The sequence below is a fragment of the Bifidobacterium sp. W8104 genome, from assembly GCF_016100735.1.
Lineage (GTDB): Bacteria > Actinomycetota > Actinomycetes > Actinomycetales > Bifidobacteriaceae > Bombiscardovia > Bombiscardovia choladohabitans.
In genome coordinates this window covers 464099-489485 of the sequence record NZ_JACFRW010000001.1, presented here as the reverse complement: position 1 = coordinate 489485, position 25387 = coordinate 464099, and the positions used below count along the sequence as shown (strand labels likewise).

Genomic DNA, 25387 nt, shown 5'->3' with positions numbered 1-25387 from the left:
TTTTCCACATGGCTGACGCGGATGTGGCGACCTTGTCCGGCGGTCAGCGTTTCCAGTATGCTGTGTTAGGCGAGCTTCGGTAATGTGAATACGGGAGGATCCGACACGGGCTGATGAGGACGGACGTTTGAAATGCAACGGCGGTCAAGGTAGGTAGCATGCACGCACATGGTCATGGTCGTGGTAGATTCCCGGCCCTCCTCATGTCCTTGGCAATGATGATTTCCCTGGCGGCCTGCGGCGACAACGTCCCCGTCGATGGAGGCGGTACGGGCGATGGGGCAGATCAAGCCCTCTTCCAGGGCGAGTTCGCCGGATCTGGCGCATCCTCCCAGCAGAGCGCCGACGAGGCTTGGATAGCCGGCTTCCGCAAGCAGCATCCAGGGGCGCGCATCTCCTATGACCCGGCAGGTTCCGGTGCTGGAGTCAATGCCTTTCTGTCTGGTTCGACCATTTGGGCCGGCACCGATGCGCCGCTGACAACAGAGCAGCTTGAGCACTCGCGTAAGGTCTGTGGTTCCGGTACGGCCATTGACCTGCCCGTTTACGCCACCCCAATCGCCGTGGCCTACAATCTTCCGGATCTGTGGCCGAAGGGCTCAGGCGGCCATCTGCGGATGGACCCGGCTCTGATCGCCATGATTTTCTCGGGAAAGGTCACCAACTGGCGGGATTCGCGCATCGCAGCCCTCAACCCGGGGGCCAATCTGCCCGACCTGGACATCACGGTGATTCATCGTTCGGACAAGTCGGGCACCACGAAAAGCTTCCTCTCTTATCTGCACGACACCGCCGGGTCCGCTTGGCCTTATCCAGCGGGTGAGAATTGGCCGAACGACCTGGGGCAGGGCGCCAAGGGCACTGCAGGAGTGGTCATGACCATGAACCAGGCACAGGGCACCTTTGGCTATGCGGACGCGGCCCAGACCACCGGGTTGGGCACTGTGGCCGTGCAGGTGGGGAAGACCTGGCAGCCGCCTACAGCCAAGACCGTGGCCAACCTGCTGGATGCGGCCCAACGGGATCCTCAGGCCAGCCAGCCTGGCCGGGTGGTCCTGACCGTGGACCACCGGACCACCCGGGAGCACACCTATCCCATCGTCCTGGTCTCCTACGATGTGGCCTGCACCGTCTATCGGGACGATCAGGACGGATCCAAGGCCCGGTTCGCCAAGGCCTGGCTGACCTATCTGTTGAGCGAACAGGGTCAGCGCATGGCTGCGGCCAATGCGGGCAGCGCCGAGCTGGGGCAGGGGCTGCGCAGCCAGGCCATGGCCTCGGTGGAGACCATTGGGGGGAAGTCATGAGCGAGAAACCGGACGAGACCGCAACCCTGCACAAGGCCAAGCGGGTGGACCGAATCTTCAAGGCCTGCGCCACCGGGGCGGGCATCCTGATCCTGCTGGCCCTGGCTGCGGTCACCCTCTTTCTGATCCTGCGGGCCTTTCCGGCTTTCACCGGAGACCCGGATTCCCGAACCCAGGCCATCCTCTCCCTGAGCGGTGGACGGGCCAGCAGCTTCCTGGGTTATGTGGGCCCGTTGGTTTTCGGCACCATTCTGATTGCCGGCCTGGCCCTGCTCTTGGCCTTCCCTGTCTCCCTGGGCATCGCACTCTTCATCGGCTACTACGCCCCCGCCCGTCTGTCCACGCTGCTCAGCACGGTGATCGACCTGCTGGCCGCCGTGCCATCGGTGATCTACGGGCTCTGGGGGGCTCTGATCCTGGTTCCCAATATCACCGGCTTCTGGCGTTGGCTGTCTGTCCATTTGGGATGGATCCCGCTCTTTTCCGGACCCGTTGCAGCCCCGGCCCGTTCCGTGGCCACGGTGGCCCTGGTGCTGGCGGTCATGATTCTGCCCATCATCACCTCGGTCACCCGAGACATCCTGATCCAGGCCCCTCGACTTCAGCAGGAGGCCGCCTTGGCCCTGGGCGCCACCAAGTGGGAGATGATCCGGCTTGCTGTCCTGCCTTTCGGTCGCTCGGGCATCATTTCCGCTTCCATGCTGGGGTTGGGGCGCGCCCTGGGCGAGACCATGGCGGTGCTGATGATTCTCTCGCCAGGCTTCGGCTACTCCCTGCGTCTGCTGCAGGCTTCGACCAGCCAGACCATCGCCGCCAATATCGCCGCCCAGTTCCCTGAGGCGGACTCCCAGGGTGTGGCCCTCCTGGTGGCCACCGGCCTGGTCCTCTTCATCATCACCTTCATCGTCAACTATCTGGCGCGCAGGATTACAGCAAAGGCGGGTGCATGATGGCAAGCCGAACTGATCGAGGACCGGTCATCGACTTTGACCGCTTCAGGCCAACCAGGTCCTCCATCCGGGCACGCAAGCGCAAGGACCGGCTGATGACCGTTCTGATCGGACTCTCCTTCCTGGTTGCCCTGATTCCGCTGGTTTCGGTGCTCTGGGTCAGCCTGTCCAAGGGGGTGCGACGGCTGACGCCGGACTTCCTCACTCATAACATGAGCGGTGTGGTAGGGGGCAACCCCACGCCGACCGGAGGCTATGGCGGCATCCTGCATGCGGTAATCGGCACCCTGGAGATCACCTTCGGCTCCATGGTCATCTCCATTCCGGTGGGTGTCATGTGCGCGGTCTACCTGGTCGAGTACGCCCATGGAGGCCACCTGGCCAAGGCCATCAGTCTCATGGTGGACGTGATGAGCGGGATTCCCTCCATCGTGGCCGGCCTCTTCGCCTTCTCCATGTTCGCCCTGGTGGTCGGACCGGGCACCGTCAACGGCCTGGCCGGTTCGGTGGCCCTCTCCCTGCTCATGCTGCCCACGGTGGTCAAGACCTCCGAGGATATGCTGGCCGTGGTGCCCAACGACCTGCGCGAGGCGGCCTATGCCTTAGGAGTGACCAAGCAGCGGACCATCACCAGCATTGTTCTGCGCACGGCCCTGCCCGGCATTGTCTCGGGCACCATTCTGGCTGTGGCGCGGGTCATCGGGGAGACAGCACCACTGCTGATCGCCTCGGGCTTCATCGCCACCACCAACCCCAATCTCTTCTCCGGAAGGATGACCACCCTGCCGGTATTCGTCTACAACGAGTATTCCCAGGGGCTGGCCGTCTGCGGACCGGGCGCTGACCCGGGATGCCTGACCGACATCCACATGCAGCGGGCCTGGGCTGCGGCCCTGGTGCTGATCCTTATCGTCCTGCTGCTTAACCTGCTGGGGCGGCTGGTCTCGCGCATCTTTGCCGTTGGGCGGACGCGTTGAGCGCCGCCATGAGAGAAACGGAGGCCGGAACATGGGCCAACGCATAGACATCAACCACCTCAACGTCTACTACGGCGATTTCCTGGCCGTCCAGGACGTGAACATGCGAATCCAGGCCAACAAGGTCACCGCCTTCATCGGCCCCTCCGGCTGCGGCAAGTCCACGGTCCTGCGCACCCTGGACCGCATGCACGAAATCACCCCCGGGGCGCATGTGAGTGGCCAGGTGTTGCTGGAGGGGCGTGACCTCTACGGGCCAGACGTGGACCCGGTCGAGGTTCGGCGGGATGTGGGCATGGTCTTCCAGAGGGCCAACCCCTTCCCGACCATGTCCATCCGGGATAACGTCCTGGCCGGCATACGGCTGAACAAGAAGCACATCGCCAAGTCCGACGCCGACGATCTGGTGGAGTGGGCCCTGCGCGGAGCCAACCTTTGGAATGAGGTCAAGGACCGTCTGGACAAGCCGGGCATCGGGCTATCAGGCGGTCAGCAGCAGCGGCTCTGCATCGCCCGTGCCGTGGCCGTGCACCCCCAGGTCCTGCTCATGGACGAACCCTGCTCGGCCCTGGACCCCATCTCCACCCTGGCTGTGGAGGATCTGATCAACGAGCTCAAGCGGGACTACACCATCGTCATCGTCACCCATAACATGCAGCAGGCCGCCAGGGTCTCGGACTACACGGCCTTCTTCAACCTCAAGGCCGTGGGTCAGCCCGGCCATCTGGTGGAGATGGACGACACCACCACCATCTTCTCCAACCCGCACGAGCCGGATACCGAGCGTTACATCTCCGGTCGCTTCGGCTGAGACGGAACTGGTCCGCGCACCAGCCCGTCAGGTATCATGGTTCCGGCATCCACGGAAGGAGCGAGGGCATGGGAGTATTGCTGGAACCGGCCACCCTCTTGGGCATTATCCTGGTGGGCTACCTGTTCAAGCGCTTTGGGCTCTTTCGTCCCTTGGACTACCGGGTGTTGCAGACCGTAGTGTTCGACTTGGTCCTGCCGGGGGCCATCATCTACTCCTTCGCCACCAACCCCCACGATCCCAGCCTTCTTTTGGTCTCGGCCTTCGCTTTCGTGGCCTCGCTGATTCCGCCCCTGGCCATCTTCCTGACCAGCAGGCATCGGCCCACGGCTCAGCGGGCTTTTCTTATGCTCAACGGATCGGGTTTCAACATCGGATGCTTCTGCTTCCCCATGCTCCAGTCGTTGCTGGGCACGGCGGCCCTGGTGCCCGCCGCCATGTTCGACATCGGCAACTCGGTCATGGTCTCTGCCGGGACCAACGTCATGACCCAGGGGCTTCTGCATATTCGACCGGGCCAATCCCTGGATCCCGATGCGGGGGAGCCGGTCAAGCTGGATGACCCGGATGCCCGCAAACTCCATCGCAAGGCCGCAGCCATCTCCATAGCCAAGGGCTTCCTGAGCTCCCCCTCCTTCGACACCTACATGGTCATGGTGTGCTTTACCTTGGCCGGAATCTCATTGCCGGACTGGTCGGCCCAGGTCACCCGTCCACTCTCTGCAGCCAACGCCTTCTGCTCCATGCTTATGGTGGGCATGCTCATGGACCTGCCCGGCGGAAGGGATGATGTCAAGTCAGTATTGCAGATCCTGGCCTGGCGACTGCCCTTCGGCATCCTGTTCGCGACGGCCGCATGGTATCTGCTGCCCTTCGAACCCCTGATCCGTCAGGCGGTGGCCCTGTGTTGCCTGGCTCCGACGGCGGTTTTCGCCACCATGTTCACCGACAAGGTTCTTGGCAACGCCCGTCTGGCCGGATTCACCCTGGCCCTGACTGCGGTGATCGGTGCGGTGCTCATGGTTGTGGCGCATCTGCTGATGGGCGCCCTCTGAGGATTCAGTCCTTCTTCTCGTCCTTTTTGACGTCTGTGCCCTGGCCGCGGCGCTCCTGCTCCTGACGCAGGGTGCGGCCCTCGCGGGTGCGCTGCTTGTTGACCGTGGCGGCTGCAATCCGCTCGGCGGCGCGTTCATCCTGTCCGCGATCAACCTCGCTGTCATGCACGTGCTGATACTGCTTCTGATCGTCTGGATCCCAATGATTGTTCCTGGCCATATGCCCCTCCTCGGAAGCGCCGTGCCCCTCAACTCATCCCCATGCGGGACGGCTTCAGGGCAGTGCCGGTATGCCGATTATAGGTGAGCGGAAGGTTCTGCAGCGGTATTGGAGCTCAATGGAGCGGGACCTGTAACAGAAAAAGCCGAGTGCTCGTGATATTCTTTCCTTGTCTCATCGCCAAATAAGACAATAAGGAATCGAATATGCATAAGCTATTTCGGCTTTCGGATAATAATACCACAGTCTCTACGGAAGTGGTAGCAGGCATCACCACCTTCTTCGCCATGGCCTACATCATCGTGGTGAATCCCTCGGTGCTCTCCACGGCAGGCATGCCCTGGGGTGCCGTCTTTCTCGCCACCCTGATCGCTGCCATCATCGGCACCCTGATCATGGGTCTGGTGGCCAATGTGCCCTACGGCGTGGCGCCAGGAGTCGGGCTGGACGCCTTCTTCACCTTCACCGTGGTCAAGGGGCTGGGCTTCACCTGGCAACAGACCATGTGCATGGTCTTCCTGTGCGGCCTGATCAACATCCTGGTAACGGCCACCAAGCTGCGCAAGATGATCATCCAGGCCATTCCGCCCCTGCTCCAGCACGCCATCGGCGGTGGCATCGGCGTCTTCATCGCCTATGTGGGTCTGCTCAATGTGGGCATCATCAAGTTCACCCCTGACAAGACCTCAGCGGCCGGCGCCAACCCAGGGCTGACCACCTTCAACACCCCCGGTGTCATCCTCTTCGTCATCGGCTTGTTGCTGACCGTCTTCCTTCTGATCTTCAAGTTCAAGGGCCACCTGGCCTTCATCAACAAGGGCGCCTTCGTCATCGCCATCATCGCGGTCACGCTCCTGGGCATTCCCATGGGGGTCACCAGCATGGCCAAGTCGGTCGATCTGGGACAGGCCTGGTCACAGCTGCCGCAGACTTTCCTGGCCATTTTCAGTCCGGAGGGCTTCCCTGCCCTCTTCTCCGACCCGGCCAAGCTGCCAGTGGTTCTGGTGACCATCTTCGCCTTCTCCCTGTCGGACACCTTCGACACCATCGGCACCTTTGTGGGCACCGGTCGGCGCTCAGGCATCTTCTCAGCCGAGGATGAGCAGGCTCTGGAAACCGGTCGAGGCTTCAGCTCCAAGATGGATAGGGCCCTGTTCGCCGATGCTACGGCCACCTCCATCGGCGCCCTCTTCGGCACCTCCAACACCACCACCTATGTGGAGTCCGCTGCGGGCATCGCAGCCGGTGGCCGGACCGGACTGACCTCGGTGGTTATCGCCGCCTGCTTCGCGCTCAGCGCCATCTTCGCTCCGCTGATTTCGGCTGTGCCTTCGGCGGCCACTGCGCCCGTCCTGGTCATTGTGGGCTGCATGATGATGAGCTCCTTCGCAGAGATTGAGTGGGGCGAGCTGTCTGAGGCCATTCCGGCCTTCTTCACGGCCATCTTCATGGGCTTTGCCTACTCCATCTCCTACGGTGTGGCCGCAGGTTTCATCACCTACTGCCTGACCATGGTCTGCAAGCGCAAGGGCAAGGAGGTCCACCCCATCATCTGGGCGGTCTCGGCCCTCTTCATCCTGGACTTCGTGCTCCAGGCCGTGCTCTGAGCACGGTTTCGCAAACACAAGGCATCCACAAGCAGCCATTCGTCAGAACCATTGCTCAGCAATGCAGGTAGTCGTCATGCTGTTGTCGGGTTGATCTGACTGTTTGAGGGTGTTAATAGAGCAAATCAGGCACAGAGACCGCAGCAGGGCCCCGCCACTAGATAGGTGGCGGGGCCCTGCTCGTTCGTGCCCGTCAGTGCTTGTGCCGAGCGGCAGCCTTTCCATCTTGTCCGCTTTGCGTTTCAAGGCGCTGCCGTTTGGCAGCCAGGCCACTGACTGCAGCCAGCGAGCCGACCATGATGATGACGAGGATGCCTGCCTCTCCGGTCAAGGGGAGGATGCCATAGTGGACGAAACGGAAGGCATTGGTCTCATCGTTGGGCTGTGGAGCCCCATTGAGCGTCCAAGCGATGCTGACAGTCGTGTCGCCGGCCTGATGGTTCGGTGTCAGCACGGTCCAGGTGCCGTCTTGCTGTTCCGTGGAGCTTAGGCTGGTTCCACTGACGCCTCCGAATTGGACTGTGGACGGGGTTCCGAGCCTGAAGGGGAAGAGCGCTTTGACAGGGGAGTAGACCGTTTGGGTCGAGTTATTCCCCAGCCTTCCTTGGCCGTTGTCTCCCCATCCCATGGTGCTGCCGGTGGAAGCTATGGCCAGGGTGTGTCCTGTGCCGGCGCTGACCTTGACGAAGTGATCGATGCCTGATGGATTGCCCATTCTGGTTGGCTTGTTCAGGCTGCCTGTGCCCCCGGTCCCCAACATGCCTGATGAGTTTTGGCCCCAGCCCCAGATGTTTCCGTTCTGGTCCAGCGCCAGTGAATTGCCGCTAGCCCTGCTGCCTGTCAACTGTGTGAAGGTGCTGACGTTTGCAGGCATGGCTACCAGGGACGGAGCAGTCCTCGTGGTGGTGTCGCCCAGGCCGAGCTCTCCATTGCTGTTCCCGCCCCAGGACCATAGGCGTCCCAGATCATCGAGGGCGGAGGAGTGGCCGCTGCCTGCGATAATTTGAACCGGCTTGAATCCACCTGTCGGGTTGATGCCCGGTTTGGCCTGGACGGGTGTAAAGGTGTAGCCGTTGAGTGCTACATCGCTCGTGTTACCCAGGTCGCCGTTCTGGTTCGATCCCCAGCCCCAGGTACGACCCTGGGTGTCAGTCGCCAGGGAATGTGAGCCGCCCGCGCTGACCTGTGCATAGCGGAATCCAGTCGTCTCGCCTTGCGGGGTTGCTACCTGGACGGGTCTGGTGGTGATCCCTGTCGTCGCTACAGTGTTTGAAGGAACGCCCAGTTTGCCGAACTCATTGGACCCCCAGCCCCAGGCTCTGCCTTGCCTGTCTACGGCCAGGACATGAGTGATGCCTGCGCTGATACCAGTGAGAGTGAAGTTAGTTGCGGTCATACCGCTAGGGGCCTGCACGCGAATCGGGTTGGAGCTGTATGCGGCTGAACCATTGGTGACAACGGCATTGCTACCCAACTGTCCAGAGCTGTTAAGCCCCCATGCCCAGACATGGCCCTGGCCATCCAAGGCCAATGAGAAGGCCTTTCCTGCACTGACCTGTGTGAATCGCTTCACGCCTGTGGGTTTGGGAATCTGCACCGGGGTCAAGCGGTCCGTTGTGGTCCCATCGCCAAGCTGTCCGTATTTATTGGCACCCCAGGAATAGACGTTTCCATCCGATCCGAGAGCCAATGAATGATCATCGCCGGCGCTGACCTGACTGAACCTAATGCCTCGCGCTGTAGGCGGAACCAGGGTCACCTTGGTCTGGCCACTGTCGGGACCCTGCTTGGGAGAGGTGGTCCATTGCCCGCTGCCTGCCGTCCAGTGGGCCGTCAGTTTCAGGGAACCCTTGACGGGGGAAGCAAAGTCATAGGCCGCATCGCCGCCGAACCAGCCGTCGAAGAGGAAACCAGGACGGGTCGGGTCCTGTTCCGGTCTGGAAGCTGTCTGGTCTTCGACGACCGACTGACTGGTGGGCTGGCTGCCGTCGGCCTTGTCGAAAGTGACGACATAGGTGGGCGGGTCATAGGTGTAATCCAGGATGTCATCGGGTTGCGGACCATAGAGATTCCAGGTGATGGTCGCATCCACTCGGCCCTTCCTATGGGCTGGCGTCACCACCTGCCAGTTCGTACCTGCTTTTTTCAGATTGCTGCCCAGTGTTTGGTCGAATTTGACCGCAGTAAGATCCGGTGTAAGCGGGAATGCCGCCAGGCCCGGAGTCAGCCTCATTGCTTTGCTGTTGTCGTAACCGGTGGGGATGGTCGGGTCACCCAGTTGGCCCCCGCTGTTCCAACCCCAGGTATATAGGTTCCCATCTGACCCCAAGGCTAAGGATTGCTCCCAGCCAGCATAGAGCCGAACCCAGCTGGTTTCTTGTCCAGCCACGGATGGTTTAGGCTTTTGCACAGGCCGGGGTCTGGTGATGTAGCTGGTCTGGCCGGTAGGGACGTCTGGCAAGCCCAGATCGCCGTACCAGTTGACGCCCCAGGTATAAAGATTGCCATCTGAACCGATGCCCATGCCGTGGTAGTCCCTGCCCATGACCTGTTTCCAGGTGAATCCTGCAGGTGTCCCATTCGGACGAGGTATGAGAGTCGGCACATGCCTGTCTGTTGTGGTGCCGTCTCCCAGACGCCCGCTGTCGTTCCACCCCCAGCCGTAAAGATCCCCGTTCGTAGTGATGGCGAAACTGTAGTCGGCTCCTACATTGAATTGCGAGAAGGTGACCCCATTGGGCTGAAGGACTTGGGTGGGTGTCAAACGATCTGTTGTGGTACCGTCTCCTAGGCGACCATAACTGTTCCATCCCCAGGCATAGAGTTTTCCGTCGGATCCCATGGCCATGGAACTGTACCGTCCCGTGGCCGGCTGGGTAAAGGTGATTCCCGCCGGCTTGCTTACGGGGACGGGTTTAGTGCTATATGCAGCTGGATTGTTGGGACCTCTGGGAACGCTGGTATTGCCGAGTTGCCCATATGCGTTGAGTCCCCATGCGTAGAGATTGCCGTCTGATCCCAAGGCCACAGTGTGGTCCCACCTGGTGTTTGCCTGCTTCCAGGTAAATCCAGGCGCGGCCCCATCCGGCTTTTTCACCGGAGCAGGTCTGCTGCGGTTTTCGGTGGTCCCATCGCCCAGCTGTCCAGAAGCATTGAATCCCCAAGTGTAAAGGTTGCCATCCGAACCCATGGCCAGGGCTGAATGATCACCAGCGTCTACTTTCGTGAAAATGAATCCTTTTGGTGCATTGGCTGGCTTAGATACTTTTATTGGGGCTTGGCGATCGATGTTTGTGCCGTCGCCTTGCTGACCGTAAGCGTTTTTGCCCCAGGAATAGATGTTGCCGTCCGAGCCCAGGGCCAGTGACTGGGTGGATCCTGACGTAATCTGTGAGAATTTGATGCCCCGGGTCGCTGGGGGAGCCACCGTCACAGTGGTGCCCCCCGATATGGCTCCATGTGCAGGTGCCAGGGACCAATGGCCATCACCGGCTGTCCATTTTGCAGTCAGCTTTAGGCTGCTGGTGACGGGCTGGTTGAAGTCGTAGGCTACCTGGCCGATAAACCAGCCGTCGAAGAGGTATCCCTTCCTGGTGGGATCGGTCGGTCGTTTCGCCAGACCTCCCGAAAGGACAGTCTGAGAGTCAGGGGTTGCTGTGTCGGCTTGGGTGGTGTCAAAGGTGACCGAACATTGATTATTTGGGCAGGAGCTTGTCGATCGGGTGGAAGGGGCAGGGCTTGCTGAGCCTTGTGAAGTGGGGGATGGAAAGGCTGGAGAGGGTGTTGTTTGGATAGGGGAATCCAGCTTCTGAGTTTCTGTTGGCGAGGGGGCAATAGAAGGAGTTTGGGTTGAGCTGGGTATACCAGGGGTCACCCCTTCGCCTTGATTTTCCATGCTTTGCGATGCTGTCGGGGATGCGGTGGCATCCGCCTGTGCCAGGTCAATTCCCGAGAGATTTCCTAATATGAGCCCTGAGGCGATAATGGCTGCAAGAGAAGCTATACAGCATGCACGACTTCTGGATGACGATTGCATACGGTCCCCTTTGAAAGCAACGGCGCATGCAACGTGGCACCTGCATTCCCAGCTCAATCCCCATGACCGACGTGCATGACGTTCAATCAAAATCAGTTTATATCATGTGGTTCTGGAATACCAAGTTCTCATTGAGGCCTGTCTTTTGCCTTGGTGGTCGGATTCGCGGCAGGAAATTGGGATTGGTTGTTTCGTGGATATAAAAAGAACTTCCGGCAAGCCGAACCAGCCTGCCGGAAGTTCCTGATTGAGTTGTATGAAAAGGGATCAGTACCAGTTGGTCGCCTGGGATTGAGCCCATGCGCCGCAGGGGTTTCCGTAGCGGCCTTGGATGTAGCCCAGTCCCCAAACAATCTGGGTGTGGGCATCGGTCTGCCAGTTGGGACCGGCCGAGGCCATCTTGCTACCCGGCAATGCCTGAGGAATGCCGTAGGCGCCAGATGGGTTGGAGGCATTGGTCCGCCAGCCGGACTCCTTGTTCCACAGCTGCACCAGGCAGGTGAACTGGTCCTCGCCCCAGCCTCGGGAGGTGACCAGACCGTGGGCGATGCTTTGGGCCGTACCCACGGGGACCGTGGTGGTGGTCGAACCTGACTTTGCGGGAGTACCGCCGCCGGTGCCCACCAGAACCACCTTGTCGACGGGGACCGTCTTGACGAAGGAGGCGAAAATGTTGCTGGTCAGGTGCTTGTTGCCGGCTGCCGTGACCAGGCTGGTGGTCTCCATGACGCCGTTCTGTCCCTCCGTCTTGACCTTGGTGGTGCCTGCCGGGAGGGAGTTGGTCTTCTCTTCGATGGTGTTGAAGGGAATGGGCGACTCTTCCGTCTTGACCTGGGCATCGGCCCGGTCGATGCGGATGACGGTCTTCTCAGTGACGCGAGTGGTCAGGGACGGGGTGATCTGGTCCCCAGGCTGGAGGGTGATGTCCCCGGCCTCCAGCACGGATTTGACATCGGTGAAGCCTGTACCCAGGACCACCTTGTTCTTCCCGTTGATCTGTACATTTACATAGGATGTGTTCGCGTTGGCGCCGCCCGCACCATTGCGGATGGCCTGCCTGGTGCTGCCGCGGGACACCGTGTCCACATCCTGGGTGGCAGAATAGGATGTTACGCCTGACTTGGCCGAGCTCTCAGTGGATGTGTAGAAGTCGCGCGAGACGAAGCCCGCGCCAACGACCATGCCGAGAACAGTGACACCGGCAGCCAACCGCAGCCACTGACGCCTGGTCAGAGCCTTGACCGCACTCATCCGTCCTCTACGGTGGTTCGCCATTACTCTCCTCTGTTGGACCGACAGATCCTCAGTGATCAGTCGACGTAATGCTTCCTATCGACCGCATGCTTCCGGTAGCGCCGAAAGGGTCACTGGACAAACACATCACTACTTTAGTGCAAATCGGTCTTGGAACCAACTCGACTGACTCAGGCCTGTGCCGGGGTTGACAAATCGGCCTTGCGTGCCTGGTCGATCAGGTCGTTCAGATCCGAAGACCTGAGTGCGCCGGCCTGCTTGAAGATGATCTGCCCCTGCTTGGTGATCATCAGCGTGGGCACCGCCTGGATGTCGGCGGCCGCGGCCAGATCCTGGTTCTGATCGATGTCCACCTTGCCGAAGACGATGTCGGTGTTGGCCTGCGAAGCCTTCTCGAAGATGGGGCCAAAGGCCTTGCAGGGTCCGCACCAGGTGGCCCAGAAGTCAATCAACACCAGGTCGTTGTCCTTGATGGTTTGCTCGAAGTTTTCCGAGGTAATAGTCGTGGTGGCCATAATAACGCTCCTTGAAGTCGTTTGACTGTCGCGCGGGAAGCTCCCGTGCTTAGCAACCGCTTTCAATCATCAGCATTCCATCAAGGCTGGAGAAAGCGCCCGAATATGCTCTGGGTGGAGATGTCCGCCGGGGTCCCGTGGCCGGTCAAGCCTGGTACGGATAATGGAGACATGCCAGTGCTGAACGACGAGATTCCCGATGATGACGACTTCGATGCCGATCGCGACCGTGGCGCCTTCTCACACATCACCCCAGAGGACTTCAACCGGGGTTTTTCAGGCTCGAATCCCCCCGGATGGCTGGACCGTGACGCCATCGACCGTGCGCGGCGATGCCTGCCCATGCCCTATGTGGAGGTGGTTCCGGTTCGCGTGGATGAAATGAGCGCTGTCACCCAGGTGGGCACCCTTCTACGCGTGGATGATCAGGGCAACATCGAGCGCACGCTGATCACCGGACGGATCCTCTACCACGAGACCATCAGGGAGGCGCTGGCCAGAAACATCGCCAAGGATCTGGGCCAGCTGGCCCTGCCCATGCTGCCTGCCAGCCCCCAGCCTTTCACCGTGGCTGAGTTCTTCCCCACGCCGGGGGTCTCGGAGTACTACGATCCGCGTCAGCATGCCATCGCTCTGTGCTACCTGGTGCCGGTGGCCGGGGACTGCAAGCCCCAGGACGAGACCCTGGATGTGGAGTGGATCGATCCCAAGGGGGATATGCTGGAGTCCTTTATCAGCCAGATGCCCGGAGGACACGGCAAGGTGCTGATGAGCGCCCTGACCTGGGCCGGTGCGTTATGAGCACTATGAGCCGTGAATCCTTGGAGGCGGGCATGAACATTGCCAATACCGTATATCGGCAAGGGGAGGGGCTGCCCTTGGTGCTGGTCCATGCCTTCCCTGTGGACCACCGCATGTGGGATCGGTGCGCGGCCTCGCTGATGGCCCAGGCGGATCGTGCAGGTATGACTCCCTTCCCGGTCTATGCCCCTGATATGCCTGGAGCAGGTGATTGCCCCCTGCCTGGGCCGGCTTCCTGTGGTCCGGCGGACTCTGATGGTGCCCTGCCCGGTGCCTTGGATGCCATGGCCCGAGCCTTTGCGGACATGGTCGCCGCCACGGGTGCGCAGAAGGCCATCTGGGTCGGACTTTCCATGGGCGGCTACCTGGTCGAGGCGGTAGCCAGGCTTTACCCGCAGATGGTGGCCGGTCTGGCCCTGTGCGACACCACCATGATGGCTGACCGTCCGGCATCCCGGGCCAACCGGCTGCGGATCGCCCGAACCTGTGAGGTGGGGGGGACCCTTGAACCGGTCATGCACTTCGCCCGGCCCCAGGAGGGTGATTCCACGTTCAAGCGTTCGCCCGCCTTCGTGCAGACCATGACCGAATGGATACAGTCCCAGGATCCCCGGGGCATCGCCTGGCGGGAGCGGATGGCTGCGGGCCGCCCGGATCAGAGCGATCTGGTCGGCCGCATCAGGGTGCCCGTGGCCCTGGTCAGCGGCCGTTGCGACCCCTCCAGCCCTCCACGTGCCATGGAACCTCTGGCCCAGGCCATGCGTCAGGCCGGAACGGAAGTTACTTTCACCGCCATCGACGACTGCGGCCACTTCAGTGCCGTCGAGCATCCGGATCGGGTGGCTGCTGCCCTGCTGGACCTGGTTCGTCGCGTAGGGAGGCTCTCATGAGCGATTGCGAAACGGTCTTCTCCCCGCTGGCCCTTACCGAGCCCCTGCACTTCCTGCCTCTGGCTCAGGGGGATGTGGACTACGACACGGTAGCACGGCCGCAGCCCGGTCTGCTTGACCATCTGCTGGAGCGGGACAACACGGGGGTCATCCTGGTGCGGGGCGAGAAGGTGGCCGTGCCCAAGGGCAAAGGGGCGCTGGCTGGTCGCACTGGAGCCGGCATCCGTCTGGCTACCCTGCCTGCTGCATACTTGCGGGATCCTCTGACAGGCTCGGCAGACCAGTTCGAGCCGCCCTGCTACTACCTTGGGAAGGCCGACCGGCAGGCCTGGCTGGCCCTGGATCTGGATCTTGCCTGCGCCGGTCGGGCCGTCCAGGACCCTCTTCGTGATTTGGCTCAGGCTGCCGATCGGCGCTTCGACTGGCTTGGCCTGCGTGAGTATGCCCCTCATGGGCGTCCGCGTCAGGTGGGCCTGGCAACCTGTGCGGTCGCCCTGTCCGTATGGCATGGACGCCAGGCCTTCTGCCCCCACTGCGGCGCACCGGTCCATCCCTGCCAAGCCGGATGGGCTCAGATCTGCCAGGGGGATGCATCAGGGGACCAACACACGCTCTTTCCCCGCATCGAACCCGCAGTGATCATGGCCGTGGTAGATGGCCGCGACCGGCTTCTGCTCCAGCACAATCGGAAGTGGGCTCCCGGCTTTTGCTCGGTCACTGCCGGATTCGTCGAGGCTGGCGAGAATCTGGAGCATGCAGTCCGGCGGGAGACCCTGGAAGAGGTGGGCCTGAACCTGGGGGAGATGCGGTATCTGGGCTCCCAGCCCTGGCCCTTCCCGGCCTCCCTGATGGTGGCCTTCAGAGCCAGATCCCTGAATACGGACATCCGGGTGGACGGTCAGGAAACCGATGAGGCCAACTGGTTCACACGGGAGGAATTCAGCGCTGCTCTGTCCTCGGGTCGGTTGCGCATACCTCAGACGGCCAGTGTGGCCAGACATATGATTGAGCAGTGGTACGGCAGCGAGCTCTGATTCATCCGAGTGGTGTTGCGCCCTCGGACCTGGTCTCGTCGTAAGATATTTCGAAGAACTGTCAGCAGCGAAAGGTGTGTTATGGCCATGGAGGGGCAAGAAGAGCCTCGTATCTCTGATGTCGACCAGGCCGAAACCGTGACTATGCCGCCGACGACCGGGGAGGGGCCCGACCCTGTGGACCTGTTCGCCGATGAAGAAGCAGAGCGGGCTTTCGGCGCAGGTGCCGCCCACAAGGCTCCTTCGAGCGGTCACCGCGGACGCACCATCCTGGCCCTGCTGCTTCTGGCTGTACTGATCCTGGTGGGTTGCTGGTTCGGCGTCCGTGCCTTCTTCCGCGATCGGGTGGCCCCCGGCGTCACCCTGGGCGGGCAGGTCATGATGGGTCGGACCAAGGACCAGGTCAGGCAGATCGTCGATCGGCAGGTTCGGGACTCCCAGGTGGAGCTCAAGGGTGAAGGCACCTCTGCCCGGGCAGGGCTGAAGGACCTGGGCGTAAGCGTGGATTCGGATGCCACGGTCACCAAGATCATGAACGCCAAGGGGTCTGCGGGCCTCTCCCGGCTGAACCCCTTCCATGGCGAGGCGGTGCCGCTGGTTGCCGAGCGGGATCAGCTGGCCATGGACAGGTATCTGACTGAACGTTTCATCCCCCGTCAGGACCGCTCCGTTCCCTCCACTATCGTTTTTGATCAAGGCGCACACGCCTTCCGGCCACAAGAGGGTCGCGGAGGCAAGGCGCCTGAGCTGGGCCGCGTGCAGGATGCCGTCTCATCCTTGATAGACAAGCCCGGCAGGCGTCTGGCCGTGGGGGTGGTCTATAAGGAAGTGTCCATGCCCATCAGCCTGGACACCGCCAATCAGGTGGCCTCCCAGGCCAACCAACGACTGGCCAAGGACCTGGTCATCAAGGGTGCCGATGATGACCTCATGACCGTCCCGGCCGCCACTGTGGCCACCTGGGTCAAGCCGGTCACCGATCTGGACAAGGGGACCATGGAGCTGGGCTTCGATCGGCAGGCCATCAAGCAGTATCTGGACCAGGAGCTGGCCCGGCAGCTGGACCGGGATATGGTCACCGCCGTCAACGTCAAGAACACCAAGGGCGATGTGGTGGCCGAGACCACCAAGGGAGTGGACGGTGTCCGGGTAACGGATGTGTCCGCCACGGCGGACCTGGTCGTCAAGGCCCTGGAAGAGGGCGACACGAATCCCGTCCAGGCGAGCGCCGAGATCACACCCCACAAGGAGCAGACCCGGGTGGCCCGATACGACGTGCCAGACGGCGACATCTGGATCCAGGTCAACCTCAGCGACCAGACCGCCACCGCCTACCACGGCACCACCCAGGTCAAGACCTTCCCCATATGCTCAGGCAAGCCCGATAACGGGAAATGGTCCGACACCGGCACCTTCTTCATCAATGTGCGCTACGCCGTCCAGACCATGCGTGGGCAGGGCTACGTCACGCCCAATGTCAAATGGGTCTCCTACTACAACGGCAGCGAGGGCTTCCACACGGCCAGCTGGAACTCTGCCGGCATTGCCAAGGGCGACCCTGCCCAATACGGATCCCACGGCTGCATCAATATGTATGAGCAGGACGCCAAGTGGATCTTTGACAACGCCCCAATCGGGACCATGGTCAAGGTGGAGGGGCAGGTTCCGTCGGGTCCGGCCCGCTAGGAGCGCCTGCCGCGGCAGACGGTCGAGTAGGCTGGAACCATGAGCGATGAACACAGTGATGGAACTTCCCGCCTGGATGTGCCCGAACACCTGCGGTATTCCCAGGATCATGTCTGGATCGACCCCAGTCAATCCCCGGCGCCCATGGGCGTGACCGAGTATGCGGCGGACCAGCTGGGAGACCTGGTTTTTCTGGACCTGCCCGAGACCGGCACCCACGTCGATGCCGGCGATGAGGTCATTGAGCTGGAGTCCTCCAAGGCTGTTGAGCCGGTGGTCTGCCCGGTGGCAGGCACCATCGCCTACGTCAACAGGGCAGCCTCGGACGATCCGGAGGTCATCAACTCCGACCCCTATGGGGAAGGCTGGATAGCCAAGATCGACCTGGAGGACGATGAGCCTGATCTGATGAGCGCCGAGGAGTACGGCCAGTTGCTGAAGAGCCTGAACTGACGGTCGGGTTATGACCAGGCGATCCGGCCGTAATGAAGGGCCCCTGCGGGTCCGGTCGGTCAGTACCACCTTCGATTCAGCCGCGCCCGGTGAAGGCATCGAGAGCAGACCGGCCCCGGTGCGCCTGCTGCGGCGACTGATTACCGGCGCCTTCGACCTCTGGGTTGGGCTGTCCATCAACATGACCGGCCGCCTGGGCTGGTCGGCCGACGTCCAGCCATATGTGGGTTACGGTACCGAGTCATACTCCCGGCTGATATGCCGTACCATTCTGACTGACGGCCGCAGACGTGAGGATCCGGCCATGCGGGGCATCCGCGGTCTGCTGACCGTACCCGCACCCAGGACCAGGGTCAGGCTGGCCATTGACAGCACGGCCATCGGGAGGGTTCAGGTGGGTGACTCCTCGGTCTACGATGCCCTCGATTCCAGCCGCAGCCTGAGTGCGGATGCGGTCTTCTCCGACCGATCGGGCTACCTGGATCTGGTGGCCGAGCATCGGCTGACCCCAGGCGTGCACCGGGTCTCCTACCAGGTGCGGGGCCGTCGGCCCGTCGACGCACCTTTATACATCGTGCCCGGTCAGGCTCCTGTCGGCCTCATATCCGATGTGGACGACACCATCATGATCAGCCAGGTGCCCAATCATTGGAAGGCTGCCTGGAACCTGCTCCTGTCGAATCCGCACCGCCGGTCCTCGGTGCCGGGCATGGCCGTGCTCTACAACCGCATCCGCGACCTGGACCCCCGGATGCCTTTCTTCTATCTGTCGGCCTCGCCCTGGAATGTGGAGGGATCCATACGCGGCTTCATCCGCGACCACGGCTTTCCGGCCGGCCCCCTGCTGCTGCGGGATCTGGACCCCAGACCCAAGACCTTCGTGCCCTCAATCGTGCAGCACAAGATGGAGTTCATCCGTCAGCTCATGGCCGACTTTCCCAAGATGCGCTTCGTGCTCATGGGCGACGACGGGCAGAGCGACCCCTCCACCTTCGCCCAGGTGGTACGGCAGTATCCGGGCCGGGTTCTGGCCATCGGCATCCGTCAGCTGAGTCCCCAGGAGACCGGGCTGGGAGCCTTGGTCAAACGCACTGCCACACAGCCGGTGCCGGTGACGGAGGTGCCGGTCTTCTACGGGACCACGGGTGCCAATCTGATGCGAACCCTGCTGCCCTATCTGCGTCGTCGCGCCCGAATATAATCGCCCCATGAGTTTTTCGGCCGTCAATTCCACGCCTCCTCGTGCACAGCGCCGTCCCACCGATCGTTGCTACCATGGGGATCACTTCCAGGATCCCTACGAGTGGATGCGTGACCGGGAGGATCCCGCCACCAAGGCCTACGTGCGTGACCAGAACCGTTACTGCCGGGAACGGCTTGCCGGTCAGGAGGGTTTGCGGACCACCCTGCTCAAGGAGTTCACCGACCGGGTACAGCAGACCGACATGTCGGTGCCCACCCGGATGCATGGCTACTGGTACTTCTCCCGGACGCTCAAGGGCCAGGAGTATGGGGTGCAGTGCCGCCTGCCGGTGCGCGACCAGAACGACTGGGACCCTCCTGCCGTCCAGTCCGATGCAGCGCCTGGATCCATGCCGGGCGAGGAGGTCATCTTCGACGCCAACGCCGAGGCCAAGGGGCATGACTTCTTCTCCTTGGGCTGCCTGGACCTGAGCGCCGACGGCCGGTGGATGCTCTATGGACTGGACACCAGGGGCAAGGAGCGCTACGACCTGCGTATCCGCGATCTGACAGACGGCCGGGACCTGTCTGATCGTATCGACCAGGTCTCCTCCGGGGCGGTGCTGACCCCCGACGGCCGCTGGGTCTTCTATACCGGCCTGGACAAGGCCTGGCGTCCGGACACGGTCTGGCGGCATAAGGTCGGTACTTCGGCCGACCAGGATGTCATGGTATACAAGGAGGACGATGAGCGTTTCTGGGTGGGGTTGGGCCTCAGCTACGACGAATCAGCCATGCTCGTAGCCACCGGGTCCAAGACCACCAGCGAGGTTCTCATGCTGGATCTGAAGGATCCGCAGGGCGAGTTTGTGCCCTTGATCCCCCGCAAGGAGGGGATCGAGTACGACATCAGCCTGGCCAGGTTCGAAAATGCCGGTCCGGCGGGACAGGACCTGCCGGTGGCCGTGGTCTACCACAATGTGAACAACCCCAATTTCGAGGTGGATCTGATTGATCTGCGCAGTCACCGTCCGCCCTTCCGTTTGGGGGAAGGGGTGCGGCTGGCCCAAGGCAGCCCCTATGGCTGCGAGCGCTCCGGAGACCTGGCCTCCCTGCCGCCCGAAAAGCCTTACCATGACCCGGGCAATCCCGCCATTCTTCAAGGCGCTCGCGGACTGGGAATCGAGGGGCTGGGCATCCACCGCAGCTTTGTGGTTCTGACCTACCGGGCCGACAGCCTGCCTCATATGGCTGTCATCGCCAAGGATCAGGCACTTGAAGATCTGCGGGCGGGCCGGCCCTGGCGCTTCCATGAGGTCCTGCCCGACCAAGGAGGGGACGGCATCGACCGTCTCTATAGCATCGGCCCCACGGACAACCCCTCCTACCAGGCCCCCGGGCTGCGCTACATCCGGGGCAGCTATGGGACCCCGGCCGAGTTGCGGGAGCTGGATCCGGTCCGGGGTGTGGATCGGCTGCTCAAGCGGGCCCGGGTGCTGGGTGACTTCCGGCCCGAGCACTACGCCGAGCGTCGGGTTCTGGTCCGCGTCAGGGATGGAGCCCTGGTGCCGGTTTCCCTGGTCTGGCGGCGGGGCATGCATCCGGCGCTGGATGCCGGCGGGCGGACCGGGTCCGATGACACGGTCATCCAGGCCCCCGACCATCCCGAGCGCCGTCCTTGGCCGGACCAGGATCCGGACAGGTCTGCACCCATGTTCATCACCGGGTATGGGGCCTACGAGATCAGCCAGGATCCGGGGTTTTCCACCGGCCGGCTCAGCCTGCTGGACCGAGGCGTGCTCTACGCCGTCCCCCATGTGCGCGGCGGCGGGGAGATGGGCCGCGCCTGGTACGAGCAGGGCCGCCGGCTGCACAAGGTCAACACCTTCCTGGACTTCATTGATGTGACCGCCGCACTGCAGGCCCAGGGCTGGGCGGATCCACGTCATACCGTGGCCAATGGCGGGTCGGCCGGCGGGCTGTTGATGGGGGCCGTGGCCAATATGGCTCCCCAGCTCTATGCCGGCATCGAGGCGGATGTGCCCTTCGTGGACGCGCTGACCAGCATCCTGGACCCGGATCTGCCGCTGACCGTGACCGAATGGGACGAGTGGGGAGACCCCCTGCATGATCAGCAGGTCTACCGGTACATGCGTTCCTACTCGCCCTACGAGAACGTTCCTGACGCTGATAGCAGGCGCCGGCTCTTCGGTAGCGACCACTTTCCCGCCATCCTGGTGACCACATCCATGAACGATACCCGCGTGCTCTACGTGGAGCCCCTCAAGTGGGTGGCCAGGCTGCAGGAGCCGCAGGTGGGGGCCGATGCGCTGATCAGGATCGAGGTCCAGGCAGGCCACGGTGGCATCAGCGGACGCTACCGGCAATGGGAGGAGCTGGCCTTCGAGAACGCCTGGTGCCTGTCCATCATGGTCCCTGAAAGCCGCTGATCCTGGTCTGTCCGGGATTCGGTCGGGGTCAGGAAAGGGCCCTGGCAGTCTCGTTATGCTCGGGGTATGACAAATAGCAAGCAGAAAACATATCACATTGCGGTCATTGCCGGTGACGGCATCGGCAAGGAGATTGTTCCCCAGGCTCAGGCCGTTCTGGAGAAGGTCACCCGGGGCAAGGCCGACATTCGTTACGAGGACTTTGACCTGGGCGCGGAGCGCTACCTGCGTGATGGAGCCGTTCTGCCAGACGAGGACCTGGACCGGCTCAAGCAGCAGGACGCCATCCTCCTGGGGGCCATCGGCGACCCCCGCATCAAGGCCGGCATCCTGGAGCGTGGACTGCTGCTCAAAATGCGTTTCGAGCTGGACCAGTACGTCAATCTGCGGCCTTCCAAGCTCTACAAGGGGGTGGTGTCGCCCCTGGCCGACCCGGGCGACATCGATTTCGTGGTCGTGCGGGAGGGTACCGAGGGGCTCTACGCCGGGGCCGGCGGCTCCATTCGCCGGGGCACTCCCCAGGAGGTGGCTACCGAGGTCTCCATCAACACTGCTTACGGGGCGGAACGGGTCATCCGCTACGCCTTCCAGCTGGCCATGAAGCGTCGCCGCCGCCTGACGCTGGTCCATAAGAAGAACGTGCTGACCAATGCGGGAGACATGTGGCAGCGACTGGTCGACCATGTGGGCCAGGAGTATCCCGATGTGGAGCGCGAGTATCTGCACATCGACGCCTCCACCATATTCATGGTGACCGAGCCCAGTCGCTTCGACGTGATCGTGACCGACAACCTCTTCGGCGACATCCTCACGGACGAGGCAGGAGCTGTGGTGGGAGGCGTGGGTTACTCGGCCTCCGGCTGCATCAACGCCTCGGGCACCTACCCATCCATGTTCGAGCCCATCCACGGGTCCGCTCCCGACATCGCCGGCAAGGGGATCGCCAACCCCACGGCGGCCATCCTCTCGGCGGGTATGCTCCTGGACCATCTGGGCTTCGAGGACGAGGCGGCCAGCATTGAGCGGGCCGTGGAGGATGACATCGAGCGCTCCGGCTCCACCCAGAGGAGCACCGAGCAGATCGGCAGGGATATTCTTGCCCGTCTGTGATCGGGCCGGTTGGCGGTTAGACTGGAAGACATGACTATGGATGATGCCCCCCAGCCGGACGACCGGCAGCCCAGCGATACGCCGACAGGAAATTCTGGCTTCGGCTCCTCCCCCTCCCCGCAGAAACCGCCCGAGCAGCAGGAGCCCGCCGGTGGGGATGCTCCTGCCGGGGCGGCTGACGGTCAGCGGCAGGCTCAGGGTTATCCTGCTGGTCATGATGCTGGCGTCGGGAATCAGAGCCCCTATCAGGCCGGTCAGTATTCCTCCGGTCAGAACCCTTATGGTGGGTATCCGACAGGCCAGACGGCCAATGCCGGATACCCGTTCGACCCTCAGAATGGCGGCCAATATCCAGGGGCCTATCAGGCAGGGCCCTACCGGCCCAATCAGTATCCGACCGCCGGTTATCCAACCGGTCAGCAATATCCAACCGGTCAGCAATTTCCTGCTGGACAGTATTCCGGTGGCCGGTATCCTGGCGGTCAGTATCCTCAAAGGCCATATCAGCCGGGACCGGGCTATCCCGGCCAGTATCCGTCCGGCCAATACCCGCCGAGTGGGTACCCGGGAAATCAATACCCGGCAGGCCCGTATCCCGGCAATCAGTATCCTGGCGGGCCGTATCCGCCGCAGACCTCCATGCCCTGGCCCTACCCGGGCATGCCCCAGGGCGGTTACCCCGGGGCTGTCCCCAACGGCAGTGGCCCCTATCCCATATCGCCTACCCCGCACAGCAAGCTTGCAGCCGGTCTGCTCAGCATCTTTCTGGGCTGCTTCGGCGTGGGCAACTTCTACCTGGGCAGGACCGGGCGGGGCGTGGCCCAGCTCATGCTCACACTGATCGGCTTCCTCTTCTTCTTCATCGGGCCGACCATCGCCATAATCTGGGGGCTTATCGAAGGCATCCTGATTCTGACATCCTCGACCGGCTCCTTCTGGCATCGTGACGCACGCGGATGGGAGCTGACGGATTGAATCCGGCCCGTCTGCGCGGCGTCGGCAAGCAGATGGGCGGCAAACTGGCGGCCGTAACCCTGACCCTGGGCCGGGGATCCGACTCCCGCCCGTTCATCGCCTCATGCAGGATTGACGGCGATTTCTTCACGGAGCCAGCCCCGGCAGCCTCTCAGGAATCCGCGGGGGATCATGGGCCTGTATTCCGGCTGGAATCCGCAATCTGCGACCTCCCGTTGCCCTTGGACCCTGGTCTGGCTCTGGAAAGGCTGGACAGGGTCATGGCAGAAGGGGACGGTCAACGGGTGGTCGGTGTGTCCCCATGGACCCTGGTGACCGCGCTGGAGCGTGCCCTGCCGGATGGGCTGGTCATTCGCAGACAAGGCGATCCAGACCAACTCTCGTCAGCGCCGGGCCAGCCCTCTTCCAGGCAGTCCCAACCGGATGAGGCCGAATGCCGCCGCCGTTGGTCCGGCCTGGAGTTGGACCTGATCAGGGACCGTCCACGTCAGCCGGTCATGCAGATGGCCATGGACCAGGCTCTCAATGACGCCGTGGCCCAGGGCCGGCTGCCGCCCACCCTGCGCATCTGGAACTGGGCGGCGCCGGCGGTGATCCTGGGGCGTTTCCAGTCCCTGAGCCGGGAGGTCCACGTCGAGCGGGCACGCAGTCTGGGCTTTACCCTGGTTCGCCGCTGCACGGGCGGTGGCACCATGGTCATTCAGCCCGACCGGGCCATCACCTATTCCCTCTATCTGCCCTTGGACTTCGTCAAAGGGGCCGACCTGATCGACTCCTACCGTATCTGCGACTATTGGCTGGTTCGTGGTCTGCGCATGCTGGGGATCCAGGCGGGCTGGCAGGGCATGAATGACATCGCCTCCCCGCGGGGCAAGATGGGTGGCGCCGCCCAGCGCAGGCTGCCGGCAGGCTCCCGCGGACCGGGCGGGCTGCTCCACCACACCACGCTTTCCTATTCGGTGGATGCCGATCTGATGGCCCAGGTGCTCAACGTGGACCCGGAGAAGTTCCGTGACAAGGCCGTGACCTCGGTCAGAAGTCGAGTGGACCCCATCGACAGGCAGACCATTCTGTCCCGTCAATCCCTGATCGATGCCCTTCTGGATACCCTGCCCTCCCTGGTGGCGGATCTGCACATATCCAGTCCAGCGCCCGAGGTCGAGCAGCGGGCCCGCACTCTGGCCCGGCAACGCTACGGCCGTGAGGAGTGGACCGCCCAGATCGCCTGACCCGGCAAGGGGTTGATATGTGTGGGTATAATCGTGCTCAGTCGCGTCGAACCCGGCGTGAGGTCATCAACCATGCGTGAGTCGGTGCAGACCCGCCAGACATGGCGAAAAGGAGTGCGGAGTATGGCGGTTCACAAGCCCAACGAGATTCCCGATGACGGGAACGCCCTCAGGCAGACCGCCCTATTCAAACAGGTGCCCAGACAGGACGCCGACCAGCTTTTGGACAGCATGCACGAGTCCACCTACGCCAAGGGGTCCACGGTCTTTCGACAGGGGGACACCGACCACCGCATGTATCTGCTGGAGGAGGGCCGGGTCAAGCTGGTCCGCCAGTCACCCGACCGTCGCATCCAGCTGCTCAGCATCCACGGGCGCGGGGAGATCCTGGGCGAGATTCCCGTCTTTGACCCCTCCGGCGGGCCGCGTACCGCCTCGGCCGTTGTCATGGTCAACAAGACCAAGGTGGCTGCCCTGGACCACGATGCCCTCTTCGACTGGCTCAACCAGCATCCCAAGGTGGCTGTGGACATGCTTCAGGTGCTGGCCCACCGCCTGCGGACCGACAACGAGCGCATCTCCGACCTGGTCTTCCTGGACGTGCCGGCCCGCCTGGCCAAGACCCTGCTGGATCTGGCCACACGCTTCGGCGAACCCTTCGAGCAGGGGCTGATGGTTCCTTACGACCTGACTCAGGAGGAGCTGGCCCAGCTGGTCGGTGCCTCACGAGAGACCGTCAACAAGGCTCTGATGGACTTCTCCAACCGGGGATGGATATCTCGCAAGGGCCGCACCATCATCATTTTCCAGCCCGGACCGCTGATTCGACGCTCGCGCATGTGAAC

At 62.6% G+C, this 25387-nt stretch carries 21 protein-coding genes and 1 pseudogene; 17 read left to right on the top strand and 5 right to left on the bottom strand.

Going from position 1 to position 25387, the window contains the following annotated elements:
- Window positions 1–158 precede the first annotated feature (158 nt).
- From H3U89_RS01815 to H3U89_RS01795, 5 genes are all read left to right on the top strand, one after another.
- Window positions 159–1307 carry a phosphate ABC transporter substrate-binding protein PstS gene (locus tag H3U89_RS01815; RefSeq protein ID WP_198178764.1) on the top strand — a complete coding sequence of 383 codons (1149 nt, stop codon included), beginning with the start codon at window positions 159–161 and terminating at the stop codon, window positions 1305–1307.
- On the top strand, window positions 1304–2257 hold the full coding sequence (gene pstC / locus H3U89_RS01810) for a phosphate ABC transporter permease subunit PstC (RefSeq protein ID WP_198178766.1): 954 nt from the start codon (window positions 1304–1306) through the stop codon (window positions 2255–2257). The genes H3U89_RS01815 and pstC overlap by 4 nt, the downstream gene beginning before the upstream one ends.
- On the top strand, window positions 2254–3234 hold the full coding sequence (gene pstA, locus H3U89_RS01805) for a phosphate ABC transporter permease PstA (protein WP_198178768.1): 981 nt from the start codon (window positions 2254–2256) through the stop codon (window positions 3232–3234). Before pstC ends, pstA begins: the two co-directional genes overlap by 4 nt.
- A gap of 31 nt (window positions 3235–3265) precedes the next feature.
- Window positions 3266–4045 (top strand): phosphate ABC transporter ATP-binding protein PstB, encoded by a 780-nt coding sequence (pstB, locus tag H3U89_RS01800; RefSeq protein WP_198178770.1) that lies wholly within the window; start codon window positions 3266–3268, stop codon window positions 4043–4045.
- A gap of 68 nt (window positions 4046–4113) precedes the next feature.
- Entirely contained in the window at window positions 4114–5100 is a 987-nt protein-coding gene (locus tag H3U89_RS01795) for an AEC family transporter (RefSeq protein WP_198178771.1), read from the top strand.
- A 4-nt stretch (window positions 5101–5104) separates the two neighbouring features.
- Here H3U89_RS01795 and H3U89_RS01790 read toward each other — a convergent pair whose 3' ends face one another.
- On the bottom strand, window positions 5105–5320 hold the full coding sequence (locus H3U89_RS01790) for a hypothetical protein (RefSeq protein ID WP_198178773.1): 216 nt from the start codon (window positions 5318–5320) through the stop codon (window positions 5105–5107).
- Window positions 5321–5526: 206 nt separating this feature from the next.
- On the opposite strand from H3U89_RS01790, the gene H3U89_RS01785 reads away from it, so the two are divergent.
- A complete protein-coding gene (locus H3U89_RS01785; protein WP_198176812.1) occupies window positions 5527–6927 on the top strand; it encodes an NCS2 family permease in 1401 nt (466 codons plus the stop codon).
- A gap of 193 nt (window positions 6928–7120) precedes the next feature.
- Here H3U89_RS01785 and H3U89_RS01780 read toward each other — a convergent pair whose 3' ends face one another.
- The 4 genes and pseudogenes from H3U89_RS01780 to trxA form a co-directional block, all read right to left on the bottom strand.
- Complete coding sequence (locus H3U89_RS01780) at window positions 7121–10360, bottom strand: RCC1 domain-containing protein (protein ID WP_332460514.1); 3240 nt, start codon at window positions 10358–10360, stop codon at window positions 7121–7123.
- Between the two features lie 69 nt (window positions 10361–10429).
- Window positions 10430–10822, bottom strand: a pseudogene (locus H3U89_RS08520) (InlB B-repeat-containing protein); the annotation flags it as partial.
- A gap of 408 nt (window positions 10823–11230) precedes the next feature.
- Window positions 11231–12238, bottom strand: a complete 1008-nt coding sequence (locus tag H3U89_RS01775; RefSeq protein WP_198176810.1) for a G5 domain-containing protein — start codon at window positions 12236–12238, stop codon at window positions 11231–11233.
- A gap of 149 nt (window positions 12239–12387) precedes the next feature.
- The gene (gene trxA / locus H3U89_RS01770) at window positions 12388–12732 is read right to left on the bottom strand and encodes a thioredoxin (protein ID WP_045935079.1); all 345 of its coding nucleotides are present in this window, start codon (window positions 12730–12732) and stop codon (window positions 12388–12390) included.
- 171 nt (window positions 12733–12903) lie between these two features.
- Here trxA and H3U89_RS01765 point away from each other — a divergent pair, with 171 nt between their 5' ends.
- The 11 genes from H3U89_RS01765 (at window position 12904) to H3U89_RS01715 (ending at window position 25385) form a co-directional block, all read left to right on the top strand.
- Window positions 12904–13533, top strand: a complete 630-nt coding sequence (locus H3U89_RS01765) for an NUDIX hydrolase family protein (RefSeq protein WP_024627447.1) — start codon at window positions 12904–12906, stop codon at window positions 13531–13533.
- Window positions 13534–13565: 32 nt separating this feature from the next.
- Window positions 13566–14423: an alpha/beta fold hydrolase gene (locus tag H3U89_RS01760; RefSeq protein ID WP_198179471.1), complete on the top strand. Its 858-nt coding sequence runs from the start codon at window positions 13566–13568 to the stop codon at window positions 14421–14423.
- Entirely contained in the window at window positions 14420–15457 is a 1038-nt protein-coding gene (gene nudC, locus H3U89_RS01755) for an NAD(+) diphosphatase (protein WP_198178777.1), read from the top strand. Before H3U89_RS01760 ends, nudC begins: the two co-directional genes overlap by 4 nt.
- 87 nt (window positions 15458–15544) lie before the next feature.
- Window positions 15545–17143: a L,D-transpeptidase family protein gene (locus H3U89_RS01750; RefSeq protein ID WP_232345432.1), complete on the top strand. Its 1599-nt coding sequence runs from the start codon at window positions 15545–15547 to the stop codon at window positions 17141–17143.
- Window positions 17144–17182: 39 nt separating this feature from the next.
- On the top strand, window positions 17183–17596 hold the full coding sequence (gcvH, locus tag H3U89_RS01745; protein ID WP_045935082.1) for a glycine cleavage system protein GcvH: 414 nt from the start codon (window positions 17183–17185) through the stop codon (window positions 17594–17596).
- 10 nt (window positions 17597–17606) lie between these two features.
- Entirely contained in the window at window positions 17607–18797 is a 1191-nt protein-coding gene (locus H3U89_RS01740; RefSeq protein WP_198178786.1) for an App1 family protein, read from the top strand.
- 7 nt (window positions 18798–18804) lie between these two features.
- Window positions 18805–21228 (top strand): S9 family peptidase, encoded by a 2424-nt coding sequence (locus H3U89_RS01735; protein WP_198178788.1) that lies wholly within the window; start codon window positions 18805–18807, stop codon window positions 21226–21228.
- 66 nt (window positions 21229–21294) lie between these two features.
- Window positions 21295–22338 carry a 3-isopropylmalate dehydrogenase gene (locus H3U89_RS01730; RefSeq protein ID WP_198178790.1) on the top strand — a complete coding sequence of 348 codons (1044 nt, stop codon included), beginning with the start codon at window positions 21295–21297 and terminating at the stop codon, window positions 22336–22338.
- Window positions 22339–22368: 30 nt separating this feature from the next.
- Entirely contained in the window at window positions 22369–23313 is a 945-nt protein-coding gene (locus H3U89_RS01725) for a TM2 domain-containing protein (RefSeq protein ID WP_232345430.1), read from the top strand.
- Window positions 23295–24542: a lipoate--protein ligase family protein gene (locus H3U89_RS01720; protein ID WP_198178792.1), complete on the top strand. Its 1248-nt coding sequence runs from the start codon at window positions 23295–23297 to the stop codon at window positions 24540–24542. Before H3U89_RS01725 ends, H3U89_RS01720 begins: the two co-directional genes overlap by 19 nt.
- Before the next feature lie 123 nt (window positions 24543–24665).
- Complete coding sequence (locus H3U89_RS01715) at window positions 24666–25385, top strand: Crp/Fnr family transcriptional regulator (protein ID WP_045935086.1); 720 nt, start codon at window positions 24666–24668, stop codon at window positions 25383–25385.
- Window positions 25386–25387: the final 2 nt, after the last annotated feature.

Excerpts from the sequence above, each read along its gene's own strand:
- H3U89_RS01795 (WP_198178771.1), top strand. The coding sequence starts at position 4,114 with ATGGGAGTATTGCTGGAACCGGCCACCCTCTTGGGCATTATCCTGGTG.
- H3U89_RS01715 (WP_045935086.1), top strand. The coding sequence starts at position 24,666 with ATGGCGGTTCACAAGCCCAACGAGATTCCCGATGACGGGAACGCCCTC.
- H3U89_RS01785 (WP_198176812.1), top strand. The coding sequence starts at position 5,527 with ATGCATAAGCTATTTCGGCTTTCGGATAATAATACCACAGTCTCTACG.
- pstC (WP_198178766.1), top strand. The coding sequence starts at position 1,304 with ATGAGCGAGAAACCGGACGAGACCGCAACCCTGCACAAGGCCAAGCGG.
- H3U89_RS01775 (WP_198176810.1), bottom strand. The coding sequence starts at position 12,238 with ATGGCGAACCACCGTAGAGGACGGATGAGTGCGGTCAAGGCTCTGACC.
- H3U89_RS01720 (WP_198178792.1), top strand. The coding sequence starts at position 23,295 with ATGGGAGCTGACGGATTGAATCCGGCCCGTCTGCGCGGCGTCGGCAAG.
- H3U89_RS01765 (WP_024627447.1), top strand. The coding sequence starts at position 12,904 with ATGCCAGTGCTGAACGACGAGATTCCCGATGATGACGACTTCGATGCC.
- H3U89_RS01750 (WP_232345432.1), top strand. The coding sequence starts at position 15,545 with ATGGAGGGGCAAGAAGAGCCTCGTATCTCTGATGTCGACCAGGCCGAA.
- trxA (WP_045935079.1), bottom strand. The coding sequence starts at position 12,732 with ATGGCCACCACGACTATTACCTCGGAAAACTTCGAGCAAACCATCAAG.
- H3U89_RS01790 (WP_198178773.1), bottom strand. The coding sequence starts at position 5,320 with ATGGCCAGGAACAATCATTGGGATCCAGACGATCAGAAGCAGTATCAG.
- pstA (WP_198178768.1), top strand. The coding sequence starts at position 2,254 with ATGATGGCAAGCCGAACTGATCGAGGACCGGTCATCGACTTTGACCGC.
- H3U89_RS01740 (WP_198178786.1), top strand. The coding sequence starts at position 17,607 with ATGACCAGGCGATCCGGCCGTAATGAAGGGCCCCTGCGGGTCCGGTCG.
- pstB (WP_198178770.1), top strand. The coding sequence starts at position 3,266 with ATGGGCCAACGCATAGACATCAACCACCTCAACGTCTACTACGGCGAT.
- H3U89_RS01815 (WP_198178764.1), top strand. The coding sequence starts at position 159 with ATGCACGCACATGGTCATGGTCGTGGTAGATTCCCGGCCCTCCTCATG.
- H3U89_RS01730 (WP_198178790.1), top strand. The coding sequence starts at position 21,295 with ATGACAAATAGCAAGCAGAAAACATATCACATTGCGGTCATTGCCGGT.
- H3U89_RS01735 (WP_198178788.1), top strand. The coding sequence starts at position 18,805 with ATGAGTTTTTCGGCCGTCAATTCCACGCCTCCTCGTGCACAGCGCCGT.
- gcvH (WP_045935082.1), top strand. The coding sequence starts at position 17,183 with ATGAGCGATGAACACAGTGATGGAACTTCCCGCCTGGATGTGCCCGAA.
- nudC (WP_198178777.1), top strand. The coding sequence starts at position 14,420 with ATGAGCGATTGCGAAACGGTCTTCTCCCCGCTGGCCCTTACCGAGCCC.
- H3U89_RS01725 (WP_232345430.1), top strand. The coding sequence starts at position 22,369 with ATGACTATGGATGATGCCCCCCAGCCGGACGACCGGCAGCCCAGCGAT.
- H3U89_RS01760 (WP_198179471.1), top strand. The coding sequence starts at position 13,566 with ATGAACATTGCCAATACCGTATATCGGCAAGGGGAGGGGCTGCCCTTG.